Genomic DNA, 18418 nt, shown 5'->3' on the forward strand with positions numbered 1-18418 from the left:
GCCAGCCTCGGCGGGTTGGGAGAGGCGTATGGCGTGGAGCAACTGGTCGGGCAGCGTGACCGCGAGCGCCGCCCTTGCGCGCCCGCAAAGCGAGGATGAGCTGGCGGCGCTCGTCCGCAGCGCCAGCAAATTGCGCGTCACCGGCGCTGGGCACAGCTTCATGCCGCTGTGCGAATCGAGCGAGCTGATCCTCAGCCTCGAAGATATGGCGGGCACGATCCGCGTGGCCGCCGACCGCCGGACCGCGCGTATTCCGGCCGGCTGGAGCATCCGCCGGCTCACCGCGGCCTTGTGGGAGGAGGGGCTGGCGCTCGCCAATCAGGGCGACGTCAATCCGCAATCGCTTGCCGGCGCAATGGCGACCGGCACCCACGGCACCGGTGTCGATCTTGGTTCGCTTTCGACCTTCGCGCGCGGTTTCCGCCTCGTCGATGCCGAGGGCGATGTGCATTGGTGCGATGCGACGACCAACGCCGATCTCTATCAGGCGCAGCGCCTGTCGCTCGGGCTGTTCGGCGTTGCGACCGAAATCGAGGTCGCTGTCGTCCCGGCCTTTCATCTCGCCGAACGGATCGAAAAACGACGCTGGGCCGAAATCCGCGAAAGCCATGACGAACTGGCGCAGCGGCATCGCCATATCGAATTCTGGTTCTTCCCGCACAGCGACCATGTGATCCTGAAGACGCTCGATCCCTGCGATCCCTGCGACCCGCCGCCGACGACGACCGACATGGAGGAGGCGACCTTTCGCCGTATCCTCGATATCTCGGCGCGCCTGCCGTTCCTGACCCCCTTTCTCCAGCGATTGATGATGAAAAGCGGCATTTCGGGCCGCCGCCGCGGCCCCGCGCACAACATCTTTCCGTCCGACCGCACGGTCCGCTTCGAGGAGATGGAATATGAAATGCCGCGTGCCGTCGGGCTCGACACGCTGGACGAGATCGTCGGCTGGATCCGAAGGAAACGTCTGCCGGTGGCCTTTCCCTTCGAATATCGCACCGTCGCCGCCGACGATATATGGATGAGCCCGATGAACGCGGGCCCGGTCGCCGCGATCTCGATGCACCAATATGCGAAGATGCCATGGGCTTCCCTGTTCGCCGAGGCCGAGGCGATCTTCCGAAGCGCCGGCGGGCGACCGCACTGGGCCAAGCGTCACACATTGAACCGTGCCGACGTCACGGCGCTCTATCCGATGGCGGGGCGCTACAGCGCCGTGCGCCACGCCGCCGACCCGCGCGGCAAATTTCTCAATCCGCATCTGGAGGCCTTTTTCGCATGACGACCGACCGCGAATTGCACGAACATCTGATCGGCCGCCAGGGATCGCGCGCTGACCTCAACACGCCCGTGCTGGTGCTCGACGTCGAGGCGCTCGACCGCAATATTGCGGCGATGGCCGCGCTGACGGCGGGCAAGGGGGTCGCGCTGCGCCCGCATGCGAAGACGCATAAAAGCGTCGATATCGCCAAGCGCCAGATCGCGGCGGGCGCGGTCGGTGTCTGCTGCGCCAAGATCGGCGAGGCCGAGGTGCTGGCCGATGGCGGCGTGACCGGCATCCTCATCACCTCGCCCGTCGCTGCGCCGCGCGCGGTCGAGCGGCTGGCGGGGCTCGCCGCGCGGGCCGAAGGGCTGATGGCGGTGGTCGACCATCCCGCCGTCGCCGAACGGGTGCAGGTCGCGCTCGCCGCTGCCGACGCGCGGCTCGACGTCGTCATCGACATCGACCCGGGGATCGCGCGCACCGGTGTCGCCTCGGCCGAGGCGGCGGTCGCACTCGCCAAGGCGATCCACCGGTCATCCAAGCTTCGATATCGCGGCGTCCAATATTATTGCGGGTCGCAGCAGCATATCGAAAGCTATGCCGATCGCCGCGCCGCGATCGTCGAGCGCACCGCCTATCTGCAGGAGGTCATCGCCGCGCTGACCGATGCCGGCTTCGCGCCCGCCATCGTCACCGGATCGGGCACGGGAACGCACCGGATAGACCTCGACCTCGGCGTCTTCACCGAGTTGCAGGCCGGGTCATACGTCTTCATGGACAAGCAATATCTCGATTGCGACATCACGGGTGGTGAAGCGTCGCCGTTCGAGGTGTCGCTGTCGGTCGATGCGCGCGTCGTCAGCGCGAACCACAGCGGGCTCGTCACGATCGATGCCGGCTACAAGTCGCTCTCGACCGACGGCGGTGTCGCGGTGGTGCAGCGCGGCGCGTCCGAAACGGCCTTTTTCGCTTTCATGGGCGACGAACATGCCGCGCTCATCGCGCCCGAAATCGGGACCGAACTCGCCCCCGGCGATCCGGTCAGCCTGACCGTTCCGCACTGCGATCCGACGGTGAATCTCTATGATTTCTACCATGTCGTTTCCGGCGACGCGCTCATCGACATCTGGCCGGTCAGCGCGCGCGGCCGCGCGCGATGAGCGTAGCCGCCCGCCGCCCGCCGCAGCAGGATCGCGCGCGCCAGACGCGCGAACGCCTGCTCGACGTCGCGGGCGAATTGCTTGCCGAGGTCGGAATCGAACGGATCTCGACCAATATGATCGCGGCGCGCGCCGGGCTCACCCCGCCCGCGCTTTACCGTTATTTCGGTGACAAATATGCGGTGCTCGAAGCGCTCGGCCGGCGGCTGATGCAACGCCAGAACACCGTCCTCGAAGCCTGGCTGGCGCGCCATGCTCCGGCCGGAATCGCGGACATGGCCGATCATATCGGCGAACTGCTGGCCGAAAATGCGGCTGTGACGCGCGCCGAACCGGGGGCGGTGTGGATTTTGCGCGCACTCCACGCGTCGCCGCAACTTGTCCACGTCCGACTCGAATCGCATCGCGATGTTGCCGACCGGTTGACGGACGCCTGTGGCCCGCATCTTCCCGGCGCCGACCGCCAAACCCTGTGGACGCCCCTGCGGCTCGCGGTCGAGATCGGCTTTGCGGTCGACGAAATGCTTTACGAAGAAGATCGCGTTTCGTCCGGCACCGTCTTCGCCGAAGTCGCCTCGATGCTACGCCGGACGCTGCTCGATCTGGCCGACAGCGCCTCATAGCCCGCCTCGCCGCAACCATGCTTCCCTTTCGGCGACACAGGCTTTAGAGGCGGGGCATATGGCCGCCGACAGTCCGCCCGATTTCCGCCTTCGCCTCCGCCGCGACGGCAATGCCGTCATCGCCTGGTTCCGCGACATGTGGACGCGGCGCTGGTTCCGTTGGCTCGGCTATCTGGTGCTTGCCGGCCTGCTCGGCATCGCGCTGATCTGGGCTGTTTTCGCGCGCGACCTGCCCTCGGTCGACCAGCTGCGCGACTATGAGCCGCCGCTGCCGACGATGGTCCGCGATGGCGAGGGCAAGCCGGTGCACAGCTATGCCCGTGAACGCCGCGTCCAGCTCGAATATAGCGAATATCCGCAGCTTTTGGTGCGCTCCTTCCTCGCGGCCGAAGACAAGACCTTCTTCAGCCACGGCGGCATCGATTATCCGGGCATCGCCTCGGCGATCATCACCAACCTGACGAGCAGCGGCCGTCCGATCGGCGCCTCGACCATCACGCAGCAGGTCGCGAAGAACCTCCTGCTCACGAACGAGCTCAGCTATCGCCGCAAGGTGCGCGAGGCGATACTCGCGATGCGCATCGAGAATGCGCTGACCAAGGAACAGATTCTCGAGCTTTATCTCAACGAAATTCCGCTCGGCCGCCGCAGCTTCGGCGTCCAGGCGGCGAGCCGCGCCTATTTCGACAAGGATGTCGACCAGCTTCAGCTCCACGAAATGGCCTTCCTCGCGATTCTGCCCAAGGCGCCCGAGAAATATGGCCGCGCGCGCTTCGAGCGCGAGGCGCTGGCGCGCCGCAATTTCGTGCTCGGATCGATGGAGGATAATGGCTGGATCAGCGCGGCGCAGCGCGACGCCGCGCGCGCGATGCCGCTCGGCCTGACCAACAGTGGCAATACCGCGATCGCGCAGGTCGGCGGTTATTATATGGAAGAGGTGCGGCGCCAGTTGATCGCGCAGTTCGGCGAAACCGCCGAGGACGGCCCGCTCAGCGTCTATGCCGGCGGCCTCTGGGTGCGCACGCCCTATGACGGCAAGATGCAGCAGGCGGCGGCGATGGCGCTGCGCAAGGGGCTCCAGCGCTATGATGCGGGCAAGGGCTGGTCGGGGCCGATCGCGACGATCGAGGCCGACGATCAGTGGCAGAGCCGCCTGGCGTCGAGCTTTATCGGCATCGACTATGATAATTGGCGCGTTGCCGCGGTGCTCTCTAAATCGGGCGGCGAGGCGCGGATCGGCTTTGCGAACGGCGATAGCGGACGCCTGCCCGCGAGCGCCGCGACCCTGCGTTATCGCAAGACGGGCGGCAGCGCCTTTTCGGCGATGCGCCCCGGCGACCTGATCGCCGTCAAATCGACCGGAGCCGACCGCTACGCGCTGCGCAACATTCCCGAAGTATCGGGCGGCATGGTCGTCGAAAGCCCGCATTCGGGCCGCATCTATGCGGTGCAGGGCGGCTTCGACGTCCGCCTGTCTCCCTTCAACCGCGCGACGCAGGCCGAACGCCAGCCGGGCTCGACGATCAAACCCTTCGTCTACGCCGCCGCGCTCGACAATGGCATGACGCCGGCGACGATGATCGTCGACGGGCCGTTCTGCGTCTATCAGGGCGCGGCGCTGGGCAACAAATGCTTCCGCAACTTCGGCAATTCGGGCGGCAGCGGCGAGCATACGATGCGCTGGGGTCTCGAACAGTCGCGCAACCTGATGACGGTGCGCGCGGCGAGTCAGGTCGGCATGGAACCGGTCGTCGAGATGATCGGCAGGATGGGCATCGGCAAGCACGAACCCTATCTATCGACCGCGCTCGGCGCCGGATCGACAACGGTCGAGAAGATGACCAACGCCTTTGCCATGCTCGCCAATCACGGGCGTGAACTCAAGCCGCGCGTGATCGATTATGCGCAGGATCGCCGCGGCAAGGTGATCTTCCCGGCGAACTGGAAACCGTGCGAAGGCTGCAACAAAAAGGATTGGGACGGGCGGCCGATGCCGCGCTTCGCCAAGTCGGGCAAGCAGCTGATGGACCCGATCACCGCCTATCAGGTCGTCCATATGCTCGAAGGCGTCGTCCAGCGCGGCACCGCAGTGCGGCTGCGCGACCTTGGCGTGCCGCTATTCGGCAAGACCGGGACGACGACGGGGCCGAACGACGTCTGGTTCGTCGGCGGCACGCCCGATGTGGTCGCGGGCATGTATATCGGCTTCGACCAGCCGCGAAGCATGGGCGGCTATGCGCAGGGCGGCAGCTATGCCGCGCCGATCTTCAAGGATTTTGCGCTCGCGGCGCTCGCCGATCGCCAGCCGATTCCCTTCGCGGCGCCAAAGGGCGTCCGCATGGTGCGCATCGATCGCCAGTCGGGCCGGCGCGTCTATGGCAGCTGGCCGGGCACCGATCCCAAGGCATCGATCATCTGGGAGGCCTTCAAGCCCGAAAGCGAGCCGCGGCGGACGATCCGCGAAGAAGAGATCAAGCCCGTCAAGACACCGCGGCGTCAGGACGCGCCCGTTCAGCAAAGTCCGGGCCGGCGCAGCGACAGCGAATTCCTGGAGGATCGCGGCGGTATCATCTGACGCCGTACATCTCCTTTCGCGCCGCCTTTTCATGCGGCGCGCGAAGCCCTAAGGGCGGGACCAACATATTTCAGGAGCAAGGACATGCGCGCCGAAGCGCAGGATCATATCGACAAGATTGGCGCCGCGTTGGCGTTGCTGCGCCGCTTTCTCGACTGGGACCGCGCGGTGCGGCGGCTCGACGAACTCAATGCGAAGGTCGAGGACCCGACGCTGTGGAACGACGCGAAGGCGGCGCAAGAGGTCATGCGCGAACGCCGCCGTCTCGACGAGGCGATCACGGCCACGCGCGCGATCGAAAGCGAATGCGCCGACACCGCCGAGCTGATCGAACTCGCCGAGATGGAAGGCGACGAAGCGATGGTCGACGAGGCGGTGGCTTCGCTCGCGGCGCTCGCGGCGCGCGCCGAGGAAGACAAGATCAAGGCGCTGCTAGCGGGTGAGGCCGATGGCAATGACGCCTATATCGAAGTCCATGCCGGCGCCGGCGGGACCGAGAGCCAGGACTGGGCCGAAATGCTCCAGCGCATGTATATGCGCTGGGCCGAAAAGCGCGGAATGAAGGTCGAACTCGTCGAATATCAGGCGGGCGAACAGGCGGGCATCAAGTCGGCGACGATGCTGGTGAAGGGCGAGAATGCCTATGGCTATGCGAAGACCGAGAGCGGCGTCCACCGCCTCGTCCGCATCTCGCCCTATGACAGCTCGGCGCGCCGCCACACCAGCTTCTCGAGCGTCTGGGTCTATCCGGTGATCGACGACAATATCGAGATTGAGATCAACGAGGGCGACCTCAAGATCGATACCTATCGCGCCTCGGGCGCGGGCGGGCAGCACGTCAACACGACCGACTCGGCCGTCCGCATCACGCACATCCCGACCGGGATCGTCGTCGCGAGCCAGAACGACCGCTCGCAGCACAAGAACCGCGCGACCGCGATGGGGATGCTCAAGGCACGGATGTACGAGGCCGAGCTTCAGAAGCGCGAAGCCGCGGCTTCGGGCGAATATCAGGCGAAGACCGAAATCGGCTGGGGCCACCAGATCCGCTCCTACGTCCTCCAGCCCTATCAGCTGGTGAAGGACCTGCGTACCGGGGTGACCTCGACCGCCCCCGGCGACGTGCTCGACGGCGCGCTCGACCCGTTCATGGCGGCGGCGCTGTCGCAGAAGGTGACCGGCGAAAAGGTCGAGGTGGAGGACATCGATTGATCCGCCGCGCGCTCGCCCTCCTTGCGCTCCTGCCGCTGCTCGGTGGTTGCGATGCGCCTTGGGGCGACGACAGCGACCGCATCGAAACGGCGCGTAAATTTCCTCCCGCCGACCGCCCGGTGGCACCGATCACCTCGACCAAATGGTCGACCGAGGAAGCACGCGATCGCGTCAACGAGGCCGACGACGTCATGGATTCGGCCGACGTCCGTCCCGGCATGACCGTCGCCGACATCGGCGCGGGCGACGGCTATTATACCGTCCGCCTCGCGCAGCGCGTCGGCGCCAATGGCCGCGTGCTCGCGCAGGACATCATGCCCGAAGTAATCGAGCGGCTCGCCGACCGCGTCGCGCGCGAACGGCTCGATAATGTTTCGCTGAAACTCGGCGCGGTCGACGATCCGCGCTTGCCCGGCGCGAGCTTCGACCGTGTTTTCATGGTCCATATGTATCACGAGATCGGCGAACCCTACGCCTTCCTGTGGCGCCTCCGCCCGGCGCTGCGGGCGGGCGGGCAGGTGATCGTCGTTGATGGCGACCGCCCGATCGCGCAGCACGGCACGCCCTTCCGTCTGCTCGTCTGCGAGTTTCAGGCGGTGGGCTACAAGCTCGTCTCCTACGACGACAAGCAGCACGCCGGCGGCTATCTCGCGCGCTTCGTGCCCAAGGGCAAACGCCCCGAACCGGACGCGATCAAGGTCTGCGACAACCCCTAGGGTCTGTGTCCCTAATAGACGATCAGCCGGTCATCGGCGCCCACGTCGGCGATGAAGCTGACCAGTCCCGCAGCGCGGGCGTGCGGCACCAGATCGGTCGCCGCCATGCCGACGAGCGCCATGCCCGACTGGCAGACGAACAGCGCGACCTCCATCGCCACCGCTTCCTCGACCAGCCAGGCAAGGTCGGGCTGGCCCGCCGCGCGGCGCGCCTCGTCGCCGGCAAAGGACACCGGATCGCGCAGCAGCGCCGCGGCTTCGCCCTGCAGGAAGATGCGCACCCGGCGCCCGAGCGCGGCCGCCGCCATCCCCGCCTCGAGCGCCGCATAGAGCCGCCGCCCCTCGGCGACCGCGACGATGATGTTCAGGCCTTGCATATCGGGCACTCGGGGTCCTCGGGCACGCGGACCTCGCGCCAGCGACGGTCGAGCATATCGACGATCGCGAGGCGGCCGGCGAGCGGGGATCCCCAGCCGGAAAGCGCGCGCACCGCCTCCAGCGCCGCCATCGTCCCGATCATCCCCGCGAGCGCGCCCATCACGCCGGTTTCGGCGCAGTTGATCCCCGGCCGGTCGGGATCGTTGCCGACGAGGCAGGCGTAGCAGGCATGGCCCGCGCGCCAGCCCTCATACAGCGCGACCTGTCCCTCGAACGCGCCGATCGCGACGCTGAGCAGCGGAATTTGGAGCGTCACCGCCGCGCGGTTGACCGCAAGCCGTGTGGCGAAATTGTCGCAGCCGTCGAGGATCAGGTTCGCGCCCGCCAGAAGCGCTTCGGCGTTCGCGTCGTCGAGCCGCTGCGCCACCGCAACGGCATCGACGTGCGGATTGATCCGCCGCGCCGCCTCTGCCGCAACCTCCGCCTTGCGCGCGCCCAGGTCGGCGTCGGTAAACAGCGGTTGGCGCTGGAGGTTCGACAGCTCGACCCGGTCGTGATCGATGATCGTCAGCTTTCCGACGCCCGCCGCCGCCAGATAGGTGATCGCCGGGCAACCGATCCCGCCCGCACCGATCAGCGCGACATGCGCCGCCTTCAGCTTCGCCTGTCCCGCGCCGCCAAAGGCCGGAAGGATGATCTGGCGTGCGTACCGGTCGAGTTCGGCGTCGCCGAGCATTATTCGCCCGGGCGGCGCAGCTTGATGCCCGACAGCGAGGCAAGGCCCAACGTGTCCGCCGTCTCGTCGACGGCGTCGCTTTCGACCCCGGTCGACCCGAAGCCTCCCGCGCCGCGCGCCGTCTCGTCAAGCGTCTCGACTTCGGCGAAGGCGGCGCGCTGGACTGGCGCGGGCACGAGTTGCGCGATGCGGTCGCCGCGCCTGATCTCGAAGGGTTCGTCGCCCAGATTGGCGAGGATCACCTTCACTTCGCCGCGATAATCGCTGTCGATCGTTCCCGGCGTGTTGAGGCAGGTGACTCCATGCTTGAGCGCGAGCCCCGAACGCGGTCGCACCTGCACCTCATACCCTGCGGGAATCGCCATCGCGAAGCCCGTCGCGACCGCGTGGCGCGTGCCGGGGCGGATCGTCAGCGACTCCGCCGCGACGACGTCCATCCCCGCCGCGCCATCCGACGCATAGGCGGGCAGGGGCAGGCCGCCGCCGTTCGGCAGGCGCTGGATGGCGATTTCAATCTCTTGCAAGGGGGACATGCTTGTCGAGTTCATCGGCGATCTTTTCCATCAATTTGCGGGCGACGGCCGGTTTGGGGAGCCGGTCCCAGCTGTCTACGCCGTCTTTGCTAACGATATGCACCCGGTTGCTTTCGCCGCCCATCGGGTCGGCGGACACGTCGTTGGCGACGATCCAGTCGCATCCCTTGCGCGCGAGCTTGGCCTCGGCGTGCGCGATGACGTCGTTGGTTTCGGCGGCGAAACCGATCAGCAGCGGCGGGCGATCCGGGCTTTTGGCGACGCTCGCCAATATGTCGGGATTTTCGGCGAGCGCGAGCGGCGCGACGGTGCCGCTGCCATCCTTCTTGATCTTTTGCGCCTTCGCGTCGGCGGCGCGCCAGTCGGCAACCGCGGCAACCATGATCGCCGCATCGACCGGCAGGCCCTCGGCGACTTCGGTGGCCATCTCGACCGCGGTCTCGACATCGACGCGGATCACGCCGGGCGGCGTCGGCAGCGGCACCGGCCCTGCGATCAGCAGCACCTCCGCGCCCGCCTCGGCGGCGGCGGCGGCGATCGCGAAGCCCTGCTTCCCGCTCGAGCGGTTGGCGATATAGCGCACCGGGTCGATCGGCTCGTGCGTCGGCCCCGCGGTGACCAATATGCGGCGTCCGAACAGCGGGCGATGGTTCGCAGGCGCGAAATCGGGCTGGCCGGTGAGCGGTATTGCGGCGGGCGCGTGGGCGAGGGCGGTATCGATCGCCGCCTTGATCGTTTCGGGCTCGGGCAGGCGGCCGGGGCCATATTCGCCGCACGCCATCTCGCCCTCGTCGGGTTCCATCACCGTGACGCCATCGCCGCGCAGCGTGGCGACATTGCGCCGCGTCGCGGCGTGCAGCCACATTCGCACATTCATCGCGGGCGCCGCGAGCACCGGTTTGTCGGTCGCGAGCAGCAGCGTCGTCGCAAGGTCGTCGGCGATGCCAGCGGCCATTTTCGCGAGCAGGGCCGCGGTCGCGGGCGCGACGACGACCAGGTCGGCCTCGCGGCTTAATTGAATATGCCCCATCTCGACCTCGTCCTTGAGGTCGAAGAGATTGGTATGGACCTTGTTCTCGCTCAATGCCGCGAGCGTCAGCGGGGTCACGAACTGCTCGCCCGCGCGCGTGATCACGCAGCGCACGGTCATGCCTGCCTTGCGAAGCAGGCGGACAAGCTCGATGCTCTTGTACGCGGCGATGCCGCCGCCGATGATGAGCAGGATGCGCGGGGCGGCCATCAGCGGGGGCAGGCCGGTCCGCCGCAGGCGGCGATCGACAGGGGGTGATTCATCGCCGTCTCCTTCGCTCCCCAGTTATGCGCTTCGGCGCGCCAGTTCAAGGATAGCTAGGCGGCGGGAGCCACGGTGAGTGCCGGGCGCCACAGCGAACGCGCCAGCGCGGCGAGCGCGGCGGGCGCGAAGGCAAGACCGATGAACAGCGTCGGCGTGACCAGCATCGCCCAATAGAAATTGGCGGGCCGCGCAAAGAGCATGAGCAGCGCGGCATAAAGGAGCTGGACGACGAGCACGGCCAGCCCGAGCCGCGAGCGCCACGCGGCCCACCCGAGCAGCGCGAGCGGGACGAGCAGCGCGCCGGTCCAGCCCGCGAAGAAACGCAGCAGCGACGAAGCCTGAACGAACGACAGATAGGCGATCCAGCCGCCTTGCCCGTGCCAGCCCTGGCTCGCCGCGTCGGCCGGCGATGTGACCGCGGCGAGCGCGGCGATATGGGCAGCGAGCCCGCCCGCAAAGGCCAGACCGACCGCCATCCACCCGGCGGCCGCGCGCCAGTCGCGGTCGATCAGCGCGAACAGCCCGAACAGCATCGCGACGGGCAGGACGGTCTCGCGGATCGCCAGCGCGGCCGCGACGAGGGCCATCGTCACCCACGGCCGCGCCGGGCGATGGAGCGCGAGCGCCAGTGCGAGAAGGACGCCCGCCGCCACCTCGTGAATATACAGCCACTCGCGCGCGGCGAGTTGCGTCAGGTTCGCCGCGACGAACAGCGCGCCCACCGCCGCATAGCGGGGCAGACCGGCCTCGGTCCGCATTCTTCGGTACCAGAAGAGGATCGCCGCGCCGCCGATCAGGAGGAGCGCGAGCATCATATTCCGCTCGCCTAGTGCGGCGAGGATATAGGCGAGCGTCGGCAGGCGGACCGTCACGAACGGGCGCAGCGGATAATTTCCTGCCCGGTGCTCGGCCGCCGCCGCGGCATAATAGGATTCGCCAGCGTCGATACGCTGCACAATGCGCGCATAGAGCGCATGATCGCCGACGAGCCCGTCGAACCGCGCCGAAGTCGGCGCCGCGGTGCGGAGGTGATCGCGCCCGACGCCGCCGGTCGCCCCCCACAGCATCACGAGGGCAAGCAGCGCCAGCACCGCCGCCGCCACCGGGCGCGATACCCCGCCAAAACGGTTCCAGCCGGATGCCGCGCCGGTCATTTGCGCCAGGTCAGCGCCGACGACATGGCGAAGTTCCAGATCGCGCCGACGACGACGCCCGCGACCCCCGCGACCCACCAGCGTTCGTCCTGTCCCGCCATCCAGGTGCCGATGCCGATGTTGGCCACCGCGCCCAGCGCCGAAATCGCATAGAAGCTCGCAAGGCCGCCGAGCAGGCGCCAGCCTTTCAGCTTGCGGTCGGCATAGGTGAAGCTGTTGTTGAGGAAGAAGTTAAAGGCGATCGCGGTCATCACCGCCGCCGTCTGCGCGGCGACAAAGGCGCTGCCCGTGCCGAGCACCGCGCGCAGCACGGCGAGGTGGACGAACACGCCGAGCCCGCCGACCATCAGGAATTTGATCAGGCGCACGGGCACGAAGCGGCCGATCGTCTTGTCGGCGATCAGTTCGGCATATTCGGCGATCACGCGCGCCCCGATCTTGCTCTCGCCCGCCTCGCGGCTGCGGAATTGATAGGGGATTTCGGCGACCTTCAGCGGGGTGGGGCTCGACGTCAATATGTCGAGCAATATCTTGAAACCGATCGCGGAGAGGCGCGGCAGGGCGCGCTCGAAGGCGTCGCGGCGGATCGCGAAAAAGCCGCTCATCGGGTCGCTGACGTCAGTGCCGAGCGCGATCTGTCCGGCGCGCGTCGCGAGCCGGCTCATCCGTGCGCGGTCGCTGTTCCAGTCGCCGATCCCGCCGCCCGCGACATAGCGCGTGCCGACGGCGATATCGGCTCCGTCGTCCGCAATCGCGTCGATCAGCCGCGGCAGCGCGTCCTCGCTATGCTGGAGGTCGCCGTCCATCACCGCGACGATGGGTGCTGCGGTCGCCAAAATGCCCTCGACCACCGCCGACGACAGGCCTCGCCGGCCGACGCGCTGGACGATGCGGACATGGCGCGATTCGCGGGCGATGCGGCGCACCAATTCGCTCGTCCCGTCGGCGGAATTGTCATCGACGAAAAGGACTTCCCAGCCGCGTCCGGCGAGCACCACCGACAGTTTCGCGATCAGCTTTTCGACATTGGCGGCTTCGTTGAGCGTCGGCACGACCACCGCGACATCGAGCGGCAGCGCATCGATCGTCAGCGGCGAATCGGCAATCAATATGTCGTGGCGCATGAAACCTCGGCTCTATCCGGATTTCACGTCCGGGGTTGGTCGAGGTCAGGCCATAATGATTTAGGGTAAATGTCCGGTAACCAAAGGCCGCACGCGCTGGCCGGCTCAGCCGAGCCAGTTGAGGAGGCCGGCTCCCGCCGCGGCCCCCGCGACGGCGGTCAGCGCATAGCGCCACCAGCGCCGCTTCTCGCCCTTGTCCCACATCAGCGGAATGTCGGGCAGCGGCGGCGCAGGCGGCGCAGCGCCCTTCTTCGGCAATTGCGCGTCGAGGCGGCGGATGATGTCGGGGATCAACGCCAGCGTCTTGCCCTGTTCGCGCAGACCGTCGGCGAGCGCGGCCTCGGGGCCGAGTTCGTCGCGGATCCATGCGCTTACGAAGGGACCCGAGACGTCCCACATGTTGATCTTGGGATTGAGCATCGTCGCGACGCCCTCGACCATCACCATCGTCTTCTGGAGGAGGAGCAGGTGCGGCTGCGTCTGCATGTCGAAGTCGCGCGTGATCGCGAACAGCCCGTCGAGCATCTGCCCGACGCTGAGCTCGCTCACCGGCTTGCCGCGCATCGGCTCGCCGACCGCGCGCAGCGCCGTCGCGAATTCTTCGACATTGTGATAGTCGGGCACATATTGCGCCTCGAAATGGATTTCGGCGACGAGGCGGTAATTGCCCGTGGTCAGCCCATAGAGGATCTCGGCAAGCCAGTAGCGCGCCTGCCGGTTGATCCGCCCCATGATTCCGAAATCGACCGCCGCGATCGTGCCGTTGGCCTTCACGAACAAATTGCCCTGATGCATGTCGGCGTGGAAGAAGCCCTCGGCGATCGCCTGGCGCAGGAAGGCGTTGACGAGGTTCGCCGACAATTTTTCCATGTCGTGCCCCGCGGCGATGAGCTGCTCGCGATGCGAAATCTTGATGCCGTCGATCCAGTCCAGCGTCATCACCCGGCTGGCGGTGCGGTCCCAGTCGATCGCGGGCACCTCATATTCGGGCACCGCCGCCATCGCGTCGGCCAGTTCGGACGCCGAGGCGGCCTCGCGGCGCAGGTCGAGCTCGCGCAGCGTCCAGCGGCGGAAATTGGCGATCACCTGCCGCGGGCGGAGGCGCGACGCTTCGCCGCCAAAGGCTTCGAGATGCGCGGCCGCCCATTCATAGGTTTCGATGTCGCGCGCGAACTGCTTGTCGATGCCGGGTCGGCGCACCTTGACCGCGACCTGGCGCCCGTCGGTCGTCACCGCGCGGTGGACCTGCGCAATCGACGCCGATCCGACGGGTTCGGGGTCGAATGCGCTGTAAAGGCTTTCGAGCGGAACCTCGAAGGTCGCCTCGATTTCCTGGCGGATGCGCTCGAACGCGACCGGCGCGAGCGCGTCCTGCAGGCTCAGCAGGTTGCGCGCGGCCTCTTCGCCGACCAGATCGGGGCGCGTCGCGAGCGTCTGGCCCAGCTTGACCGCCGCAGGGCCGATCGCCTGAAAGGCAGCGGCATAATCGGGGATTTTGGGCTGAATCGTCCCGAGCCGCGCGAGGCGGCACAGCCGCTTCACCCCCGGCGGCGTCTGCGGCGCGGTCTCGATCCCGCGCAGCGCGCCGTGGCGCGCAAGGATGCGCCCCCACTTCAGCAGGCGGACGATATGGGTGACGGGTCGGGTCAAGCTTTCCACCCGCTGTGGATCGCGACGAGACCGCCGAGGATCGGTTCGACCTTCACCGCGGTGAAGCCCGCGTCGCGGATCATCTGCGCGAACTTCGGCATCGGCGGGAAGCGGCGGATCGATTCGATCAGGTAGCGATAGCTGTCCTCGTCATCGGCGATCAGCTTGCCGAGCTTGGGGACGAGGTGGTGCGAGTAAGCGTCATAGGCCTGCGCGAAACCCGGCCATTCGTTGGTCGAAAATTCGAGGCAGAAAAAGCGCCCGCCATAGCGCAGCACGCGGTGCGCTTCCTTCAGCGCCGCCGGGATGTCGGTGACGTTGCGGATGCCGAAGGCGATCGTATAGGCGTCGAAAAACTGGTCGGGGAAGGAGAGCTTCTCGGCATTCTGCTCGGACCAGACGAGGCTGTCGATGCCGCGCTCGGCGGCGCGTTCGACGCCGACGCCGAGCATGTCGGGGTTGATGTCGGCGACGGTTATGCTGGCGCCGAAGCGCTCCATGCGAAAGGCGATGTCGCCGGTGCCGCCCGCCATGTCGAGGATCGTCTCGCCCTCGCGCGGTTTCACGCGGCGCACGAAGCGGTCTTTCCACAGGCGGTGCATGCCGCCCGACATCGCGTCGTTCATGATGTCGTACTTGCGCGCGACGCGGCTGAACACTTCGCCAACCATCGCGGTCTTCTCGCCCGCGGGGACCTGTTCATAGCCGAAGCTGACGGTATCGGGGGTGGCCATGGAGTGCGCGCCTTTGCGGGGGAGAGATAAAGTCGAACGGCCTTTAGCGGGGCCTTGTCGCGCGCGCAAATGGCGCGTAGCCCGACAGGCGATATGCCAGAGTTGCCCGAAGTCGAAACCACCGTCCGCGGCCTCGCGCCCTTTCTCCAAGGGCAAAGGCTGACGGCGGTCACCACATTTCGTCCGGACCTGCGTCGGCCCTTTCCCGCCGACCTTGCGCAGCGGCTGACCGGGGCGACGGTCACGACCTTGTCGCGCCGCGCCAAATATGGCGTCATCTCGACTGACCGCGACGACCATATGATCTTCCACCTCGGCATGTCGGGGCGTTGGCGGACCGAGGGCGGCGCGGCGGCCAAGCACGACCATCTGCTGCTCGAAACCGGCGCCGGGCATCGGCTCTTCCTCCACGATCCGCGCCGTTTCGGTTCGGTCGACCTGGTGAGCGGCGACCCGCTGACGCGCTTCTCCGCCTTTGTGACGCTCGGTCCCGAACCCTTGTCCGAAGCGTTCGATGCCGCCTATCTGGCAAAGGCGCTCGCCGGGCGGCGCGCGCCGGTCAAGGCGATGCTGCTCGACCAGACCATCGTCGCGGGGCTCGGCAACATCTATGTCTGCGAAGCGCTCAACATGGCGCGTATTTCGCCGGTGAAGCCCGCCGCCGATGTCTCCAGGGCGAAGCTCGCCCTGCTGGTCCCCGCGATCAAGGAGGTGTTGATCGCCGCGATCGCGGCCGGCGGCTCGACCCTGCGCGATTTTCTCGGCCCCGAAGGTGATCTCGGCTATTTCGCCAAGGACTGGCGCGTCTATGGCCGGGAAGGCGAGCAATGCGAATGCGGCGGGACGATCGCGCGGATCGTGCAATCGGGCCGCTCGACCTTCTATTGCCCCAAATGCCAGCGCTAGTGCGGGATTTTTCCCGTAAACCCATTGACCAAATCGCCTGTCGCCGCTATGCGCGCACCCTTCGAGCAGGGTCCGGGCGTCCGGAACCGGCCGCATCCGGACATTGATTCGCTGCACCTCGCACGATTCGGCTGCTCCGTTGAGGCTGTGCTCCGACCATGTAGACCGTTTGAAAGACTAGAGGAATTTATGGCCAATACGCCGCAGGCAAAGAAGCGCATCCGCCGCAACACCGCGCGCACCATCGTGAACAAGAATCGCGTTTCGCGCATTCGCACGCTGGTGAAGAAGGTCGAAACCGCCGTCGCCGCCGGTGACAAGGATGGCGCCGCTGCCGCGCTGAAGGCGGCGCAGCCCGAAATGGCGCGTGGCGTCGCGAAGGGCGTGCTCCACAAGAACACCGTGGCCCGCAAATATTCGCGCCTGACCAAGAGCGTGAACGCGATCGCCTGATTCATCGCGTCCCGAAAGGGAACAAAAAGGACCCGCCGGCATCTTGCCCGCGGGTCCTTTTTTGCATCGGATATTGTGACAACGCCGTGGCAATAGTGTTGCACCGCGGTAAGTGACGGATTTACGGCGATTCGTTGTTTTGCCTCCGGATTGTCACAAATAAGATACTGAAAACAATAGAAAAAATCGCGTCTTGGCGGGATTCCGGTCCCCCCGGTGAGTCAAGATTTTTATTTCAGTATTTTTACATGGCCAGCCCTTGATCGACTCGCCGCGCCCTGACTAGACAGGGGCGTCGTCGGCCTTCGCCGGTGGCCGCCACATCGACATGATTCGCAACTTTTCGGACCGCTTGTCCGGACAGGAAAGCTGTGCCTTGGCGCAGCTGACGGATCGGCGCGTGGCGGTCGCCCGAAATATCCGGCGCGCGGGGACCTGAGGGGGCGGCACGGCGTGATAGAGAGCAGCAATCGGCATGAGCAAAACGCAAAGGGCGGAGCGATGAGCGGCGATGCTGCAACGCTTTGGCCGCGCGTGGCGGAAGGGCTGCGTCGCGACCTTGGCGCGCGCACCTTCGATCATTGGCTGAAGCCTGTGCGCTTTGCCGATTTTTGCTCGCTCTCGGGCGTGATCACGCTCGAAACGGTCAGCCGCTTCTCGGCAAACTGGATCAACGAGCGGTTCGGCGACCGCCTCGAACTCGCGTGGCGGCAGCAGCTGCCCGCCGTGCGCGGCGTCATGGTGCGTGGCGGGGCCGCCGCCGACGATCGCGCCGCGGCGCTCGCGGCACCGCCGCTGCCGCGCTTCGATGCGCCGACGCCCGCGGCCAATCCCGCGCTGCTCGGTTTCGATCCGCGGCTGTCGTTCGACCGTTTCGTCGTCGCGCGCAGCAATATCCTCGCCGCCAACGCCGCGCGCCGCATGGCGATGGTCGAGGCGCCGCAGTTCAACCCGCTCTATCTGTGCTCGGGCACCGGGCAGGGCAAGACCCACCTCCTCCAGGCGATCGCGCAGGATTATGCCGCGGCGCACCCGACCGCGAACATCATCCTGATGTCGGCGGAGAAATTCATGCTCGAATTCGTCGGCGCAATGCGCGGCGGCGACATGATGGCATTCAAGGCGCGGCTGCGCGCCGCCGACCTGCTGCTGCTCGACGATCTCCAGTTCGTGATCGGCAAGAATTCGACGCAGGAAGAATTGCTCCACACGATCGACGACCTGATGACGGCGGGCAAGCGCCTCGTCGTCACCGCCGACCGCCCGCCAGCGATGCTCGACGGCGTCGAGGCGCGGCTCCTGTCGCGCCTCTCGGGCGGACTCGTAGCCGATATCGAGGCGCCCGAGGACGATCTTCGCGAACGCATCATCCGCCAGCGGCTCGCCGCGATGCCAATGGTCGAGGTGCCAGACGCGGTCGTCGCCTATCTGGTCAAGCATTTCACGCGTAACATCCGCGAGCTCGAAGGTGCGCTCAACAAGCTGCTGGCCTACGCCGCGCTCACCGGCACGACCGTCGACCTGACGCTGGCCGAAGACCGGCTCGCCGAAAATGTCCGCAGCGCGCGCCCGCGCATCACGATCGACGAGATCCAGCGCGCGGTGTGCGCACACTACCGGCTCGACAAGTCCGAAATGGCGTCGAAGCGCCGCGTGCGCGCGATCGCCCGCCCGCGCCAGGTCGCGATGTATCTCGCCAAGGAACTCACGCCGCGCTCCTATCCGGAGATCGGGCGCCGCTTCGGCGGGCGCGACCATTCGACGGTGATCCACGCGGTGCGCACGGTCGAGGCGCTCCGCGTCGCCGACAGCGAACTCGACGCCGAGATCGCCGCGATCCGCCGCGCCCTCAACAGCTGATCGACAAGTTTATACCGGGATTATCCCCGGAGATATCCCCATGCTG

At 66.9% G+C, this 18418-nt stretch carries 17 protein-coding genes; 9 read left to right on the forward strand and 8 right to left on the reverse strand.

Going from position 1 to position 18418, the window contains the following annotated elements:
- Nucleotides 1-28 precede the first annotated feature (28 nt).
- The 6 genes from HDC29_RS12880 (at nucleotide 29) to HDC29_RS12905 (ending at nucleotide 7550) form a co-directional block, all read left to right on the forward strand.
- Nucleotides 29-1282 carry a D-arabinono-1,4-lactone oxidase gene (locus HDC29_RS12880; protein ID WP_179498139.1) on the forward strand — a complete coding sequence of 418 codons (1254 nt, stop codon included), beginning with the start codon at nucleotides 29-31 and terminating at the stop codon, nucleotides 1280-1282.
- A complete protein-coding gene (locus HDC29_RS12885) occupies nucleotides 1279-2424 on the forward strand; it encodes a DSD1 family PLP-dependent enzyme (RefSeq protein WP_179498141.1) in 1146 nt (381 codons plus the stop codon). The genes HDC29_RS12880 and HDC29_RS12885 overlap by 4 nt, the downstream gene beginning before the upstream one ends.
- Nucleotides 2421-3047: a TetR/AcrR family transcriptional regulator gene (locus HDC29_RS12890; RefSeq protein ID WP_179498143.1), complete on the forward strand. Its 627-nt coding sequence runs from the start codon at nucleotides 2421-2423 to the stop codon at nucleotides 3045-3047. The genes HDC29_RS12885 and HDC29_RS12890 overlap by 4 nt, the downstream gene beginning before the upstream one ends.
- Before the next feature lie 58 nt (nucleotides 3048-3105).
- A complete protein-coding gene (locus HDC29_RS12895; protein WP_179498151.1) occupies nucleotides 3106-5622 on the forward strand; it encodes a penicillin-binding protein 1A in 2517 nt (838 codons plus the stop codon).
- 84 nt (nucleotides 5623-5706) lie between these two features.
- Nucleotides 5707-6834, forward strand: a complete 1128-nt coding sequence (gene prfB / locus HDC29_RS12900) for a peptide chain release factor 2 (protein ID WP_179498153.1) — start codon at nucleotides 5707-5709, stop codon at nucleotides 6832-6834.
- Nucleotides 6831-7550: a class I SAM-dependent methyltransferase gene (locus HDC29_RS12905; protein WP_179498155.1), complete on the forward strand. Its 720-nt coding sequence runs from the start codon at nucleotides 6831-6833 to the stop codon at nucleotides 7548-7550. The genes prfB and HDC29_RS12905 overlap by 4 nt, the downstream gene beginning before the upstream one ends.
- Nucleotides 7551-7561: 11 nt before the next feature.
- On the opposite strand, the gene HDC29_RS12910 is transcribed toward HDC29_RS12905, so the two are convergent.
- From HDC29_RS12910 to HDC29_RS12945, 8 genes are all read right to left on the reverse strand, one after another.
- Complete coding sequence (locus tag HDC29_RS12910) at nucleotides 7562-7927, reverse strand: DsrE family protein (protein WP_179498901.1); 366 nt, start codon at nucleotides 7925-7927, stop codon at nucleotides 7562-7564.
- Nucleotides 7915-8664: a molybdopterin-synthase adenylyltransferase MoeB gene (locus HDC29_RS12915; protein WP_179498157.1), complete on the reverse strand. Its 750-nt coding sequence runs from the start codon at nucleotides 8662-8664 to the stop codon at nucleotides 7915-7917. The genes HDC29_RS12910 and HDC29_RS12915 overlap by 13 nt, the downstream gene beginning before the upstream one ends.
- A complete protein-coding gene (gene dut, locus HDC29_RS12920; RefSeq protein WP_179498159.1) occupies nucleotides 8664-9197 on the reverse strand; it encodes a dUTP diphosphatase in 534 nt (177 codons plus the stop codon). The genes HDC29_RS12915 and dut overlap by 1 nt, the downstream gene beginning before the upstream one ends.
- A complete protein-coding gene (coaBC, locus tag HDC29_RS12925) occupies nucleotides 9175-10437 on the reverse strand; it encodes a bifunctional phosphopantothenoylcysteine decarboxylase/phosphopantothenate--cysteine ligase CoaBC (RefSeq protein ID WP_179498161.1) in 1263 nt (420 codons plus the stop codon). Before coaBC ends, dut begins: the two co-directional genes overlap by 23 nt.
- A gap of 107 nt (nucleotides 10438-10544) precedes the next feature.
- Nucleotides 10545-11645 carry a hypothetical protein gene (locus HDC29_RS12930; RefSeq protein WP_179498163.1) on the reverse strand — a complete coding sequence of 367 codons (1101 nt, stop codon included), beginning with the start codon at nucleotides 11643-11645 and terminating at the stop codon, nucleotides 10545-10547.
- The gene (locus tag HDC29_RS12935) at nucleotides 11642-12769 is read right to left on the reverse strand and encodes a glycosyltransferase family 2 protein (protein WP_179498165.1); all 1128 of its coding nucleotides are present in this window, start codon (nucleotides 12767-12769) and stop codon (nucleotides 11642-11644) included. The genes HDC29_RS12930 and HDC29_RS12935 overlap by 4 nt, the downstream gene beginning before the upstream one ends.
- A 105-nt stretch (nucleotides 12770-12874) precedes the next feature.
- Nucleotides 12875-14419 carry a 2-polyprenylphenol 6-hydroxylase gene (gene ubiB / locus HDC29_RS12940; protein ID WP_179498167.1) on the reverse strand — a complete coding sequence of 515 codons (1545 nt, stop codon included), beginning with the start codon at nucleotides 14417-14419 and terminating at the stop codon, nucleotides 12875-12877.
- Nucleotides 14416-15153, reverse strand: a complete 738-nt coding sequence (locus HDC29_RS12945; protein ID WP_179498169.1) for a class I SAM-dependent methyltransferase — start codon at nucleotides 15151-15153, stop codon at nucleotides 14416-14418. The genes ubiB and HDC29_RS12945 overlap by 4 nt, the downstream gene beginning before the upstream one ends.
- 93 nt (nucleotides 15154-15246) lie before the next feature.
- Here HDC29_RS12945 and mutM point away from each other — a divergent pair, with 93 nt between their 5' ends.
- The 3 genes from mutM to dnaA all read left to right on the forward strand — a co-directional run bounded on the left by mutM (nucleotide 15247) and on the right by dnaA (nucleotide 18372).
- Nucleotides 15247-16059, forward strand: a complete 813-nt coding sequence (gene mutM, locus HDC29_RS12950; RefSeq protein WP_179498171.1) for a bifunctional DNA-formamidopyrimidine glycosylase/DNA-(apurinic or apyrimidinic site) lyase — start codon at nucleotides 15247-15249, stop codon at nucleotides 16057-16059.
- A 189-nt stretch (nucleotides 16060-16248) separates the two neighbouring features.
- Nucleotides 16249-16512, forward strand: a complete 264-nt coding sequence (gene rpsT / locus HDC29_RS12955) for a 30S ribosomal protein S20 (protein ID WP_179498173.1) — start codon at nucleotides 16249-16251, stop codon at nucleotides 16510-16512.
- 501 nt (nucleotides 16513-17013) lie between these two features.
- Nucleotides 17014-18372 (forward strand): chromosomal replication initiator protein DnaA, encoded by a 1359-nt coding sequence (gene dnaA, locus HDC29_RS12960; protein ID WP_179498175.1) that lies wholly within the window; start codon nucleotides 17014-17016, stop codon nucleotides 18370-18372.
- Nucleotides 18373-18418: the final 46 nt, after the last annotated feature.

Origin of the sequence: Sphingopyxis sp. JAI108, assembly GCF_013410105.1 — a bacterium.
GTDB lineage: Bacteria > Pseudomonadota > Alphaproteobacteria > Sphingomonadales > Sphingomonadaceae > Sphingopyxis > Sphingopyxis chilensis.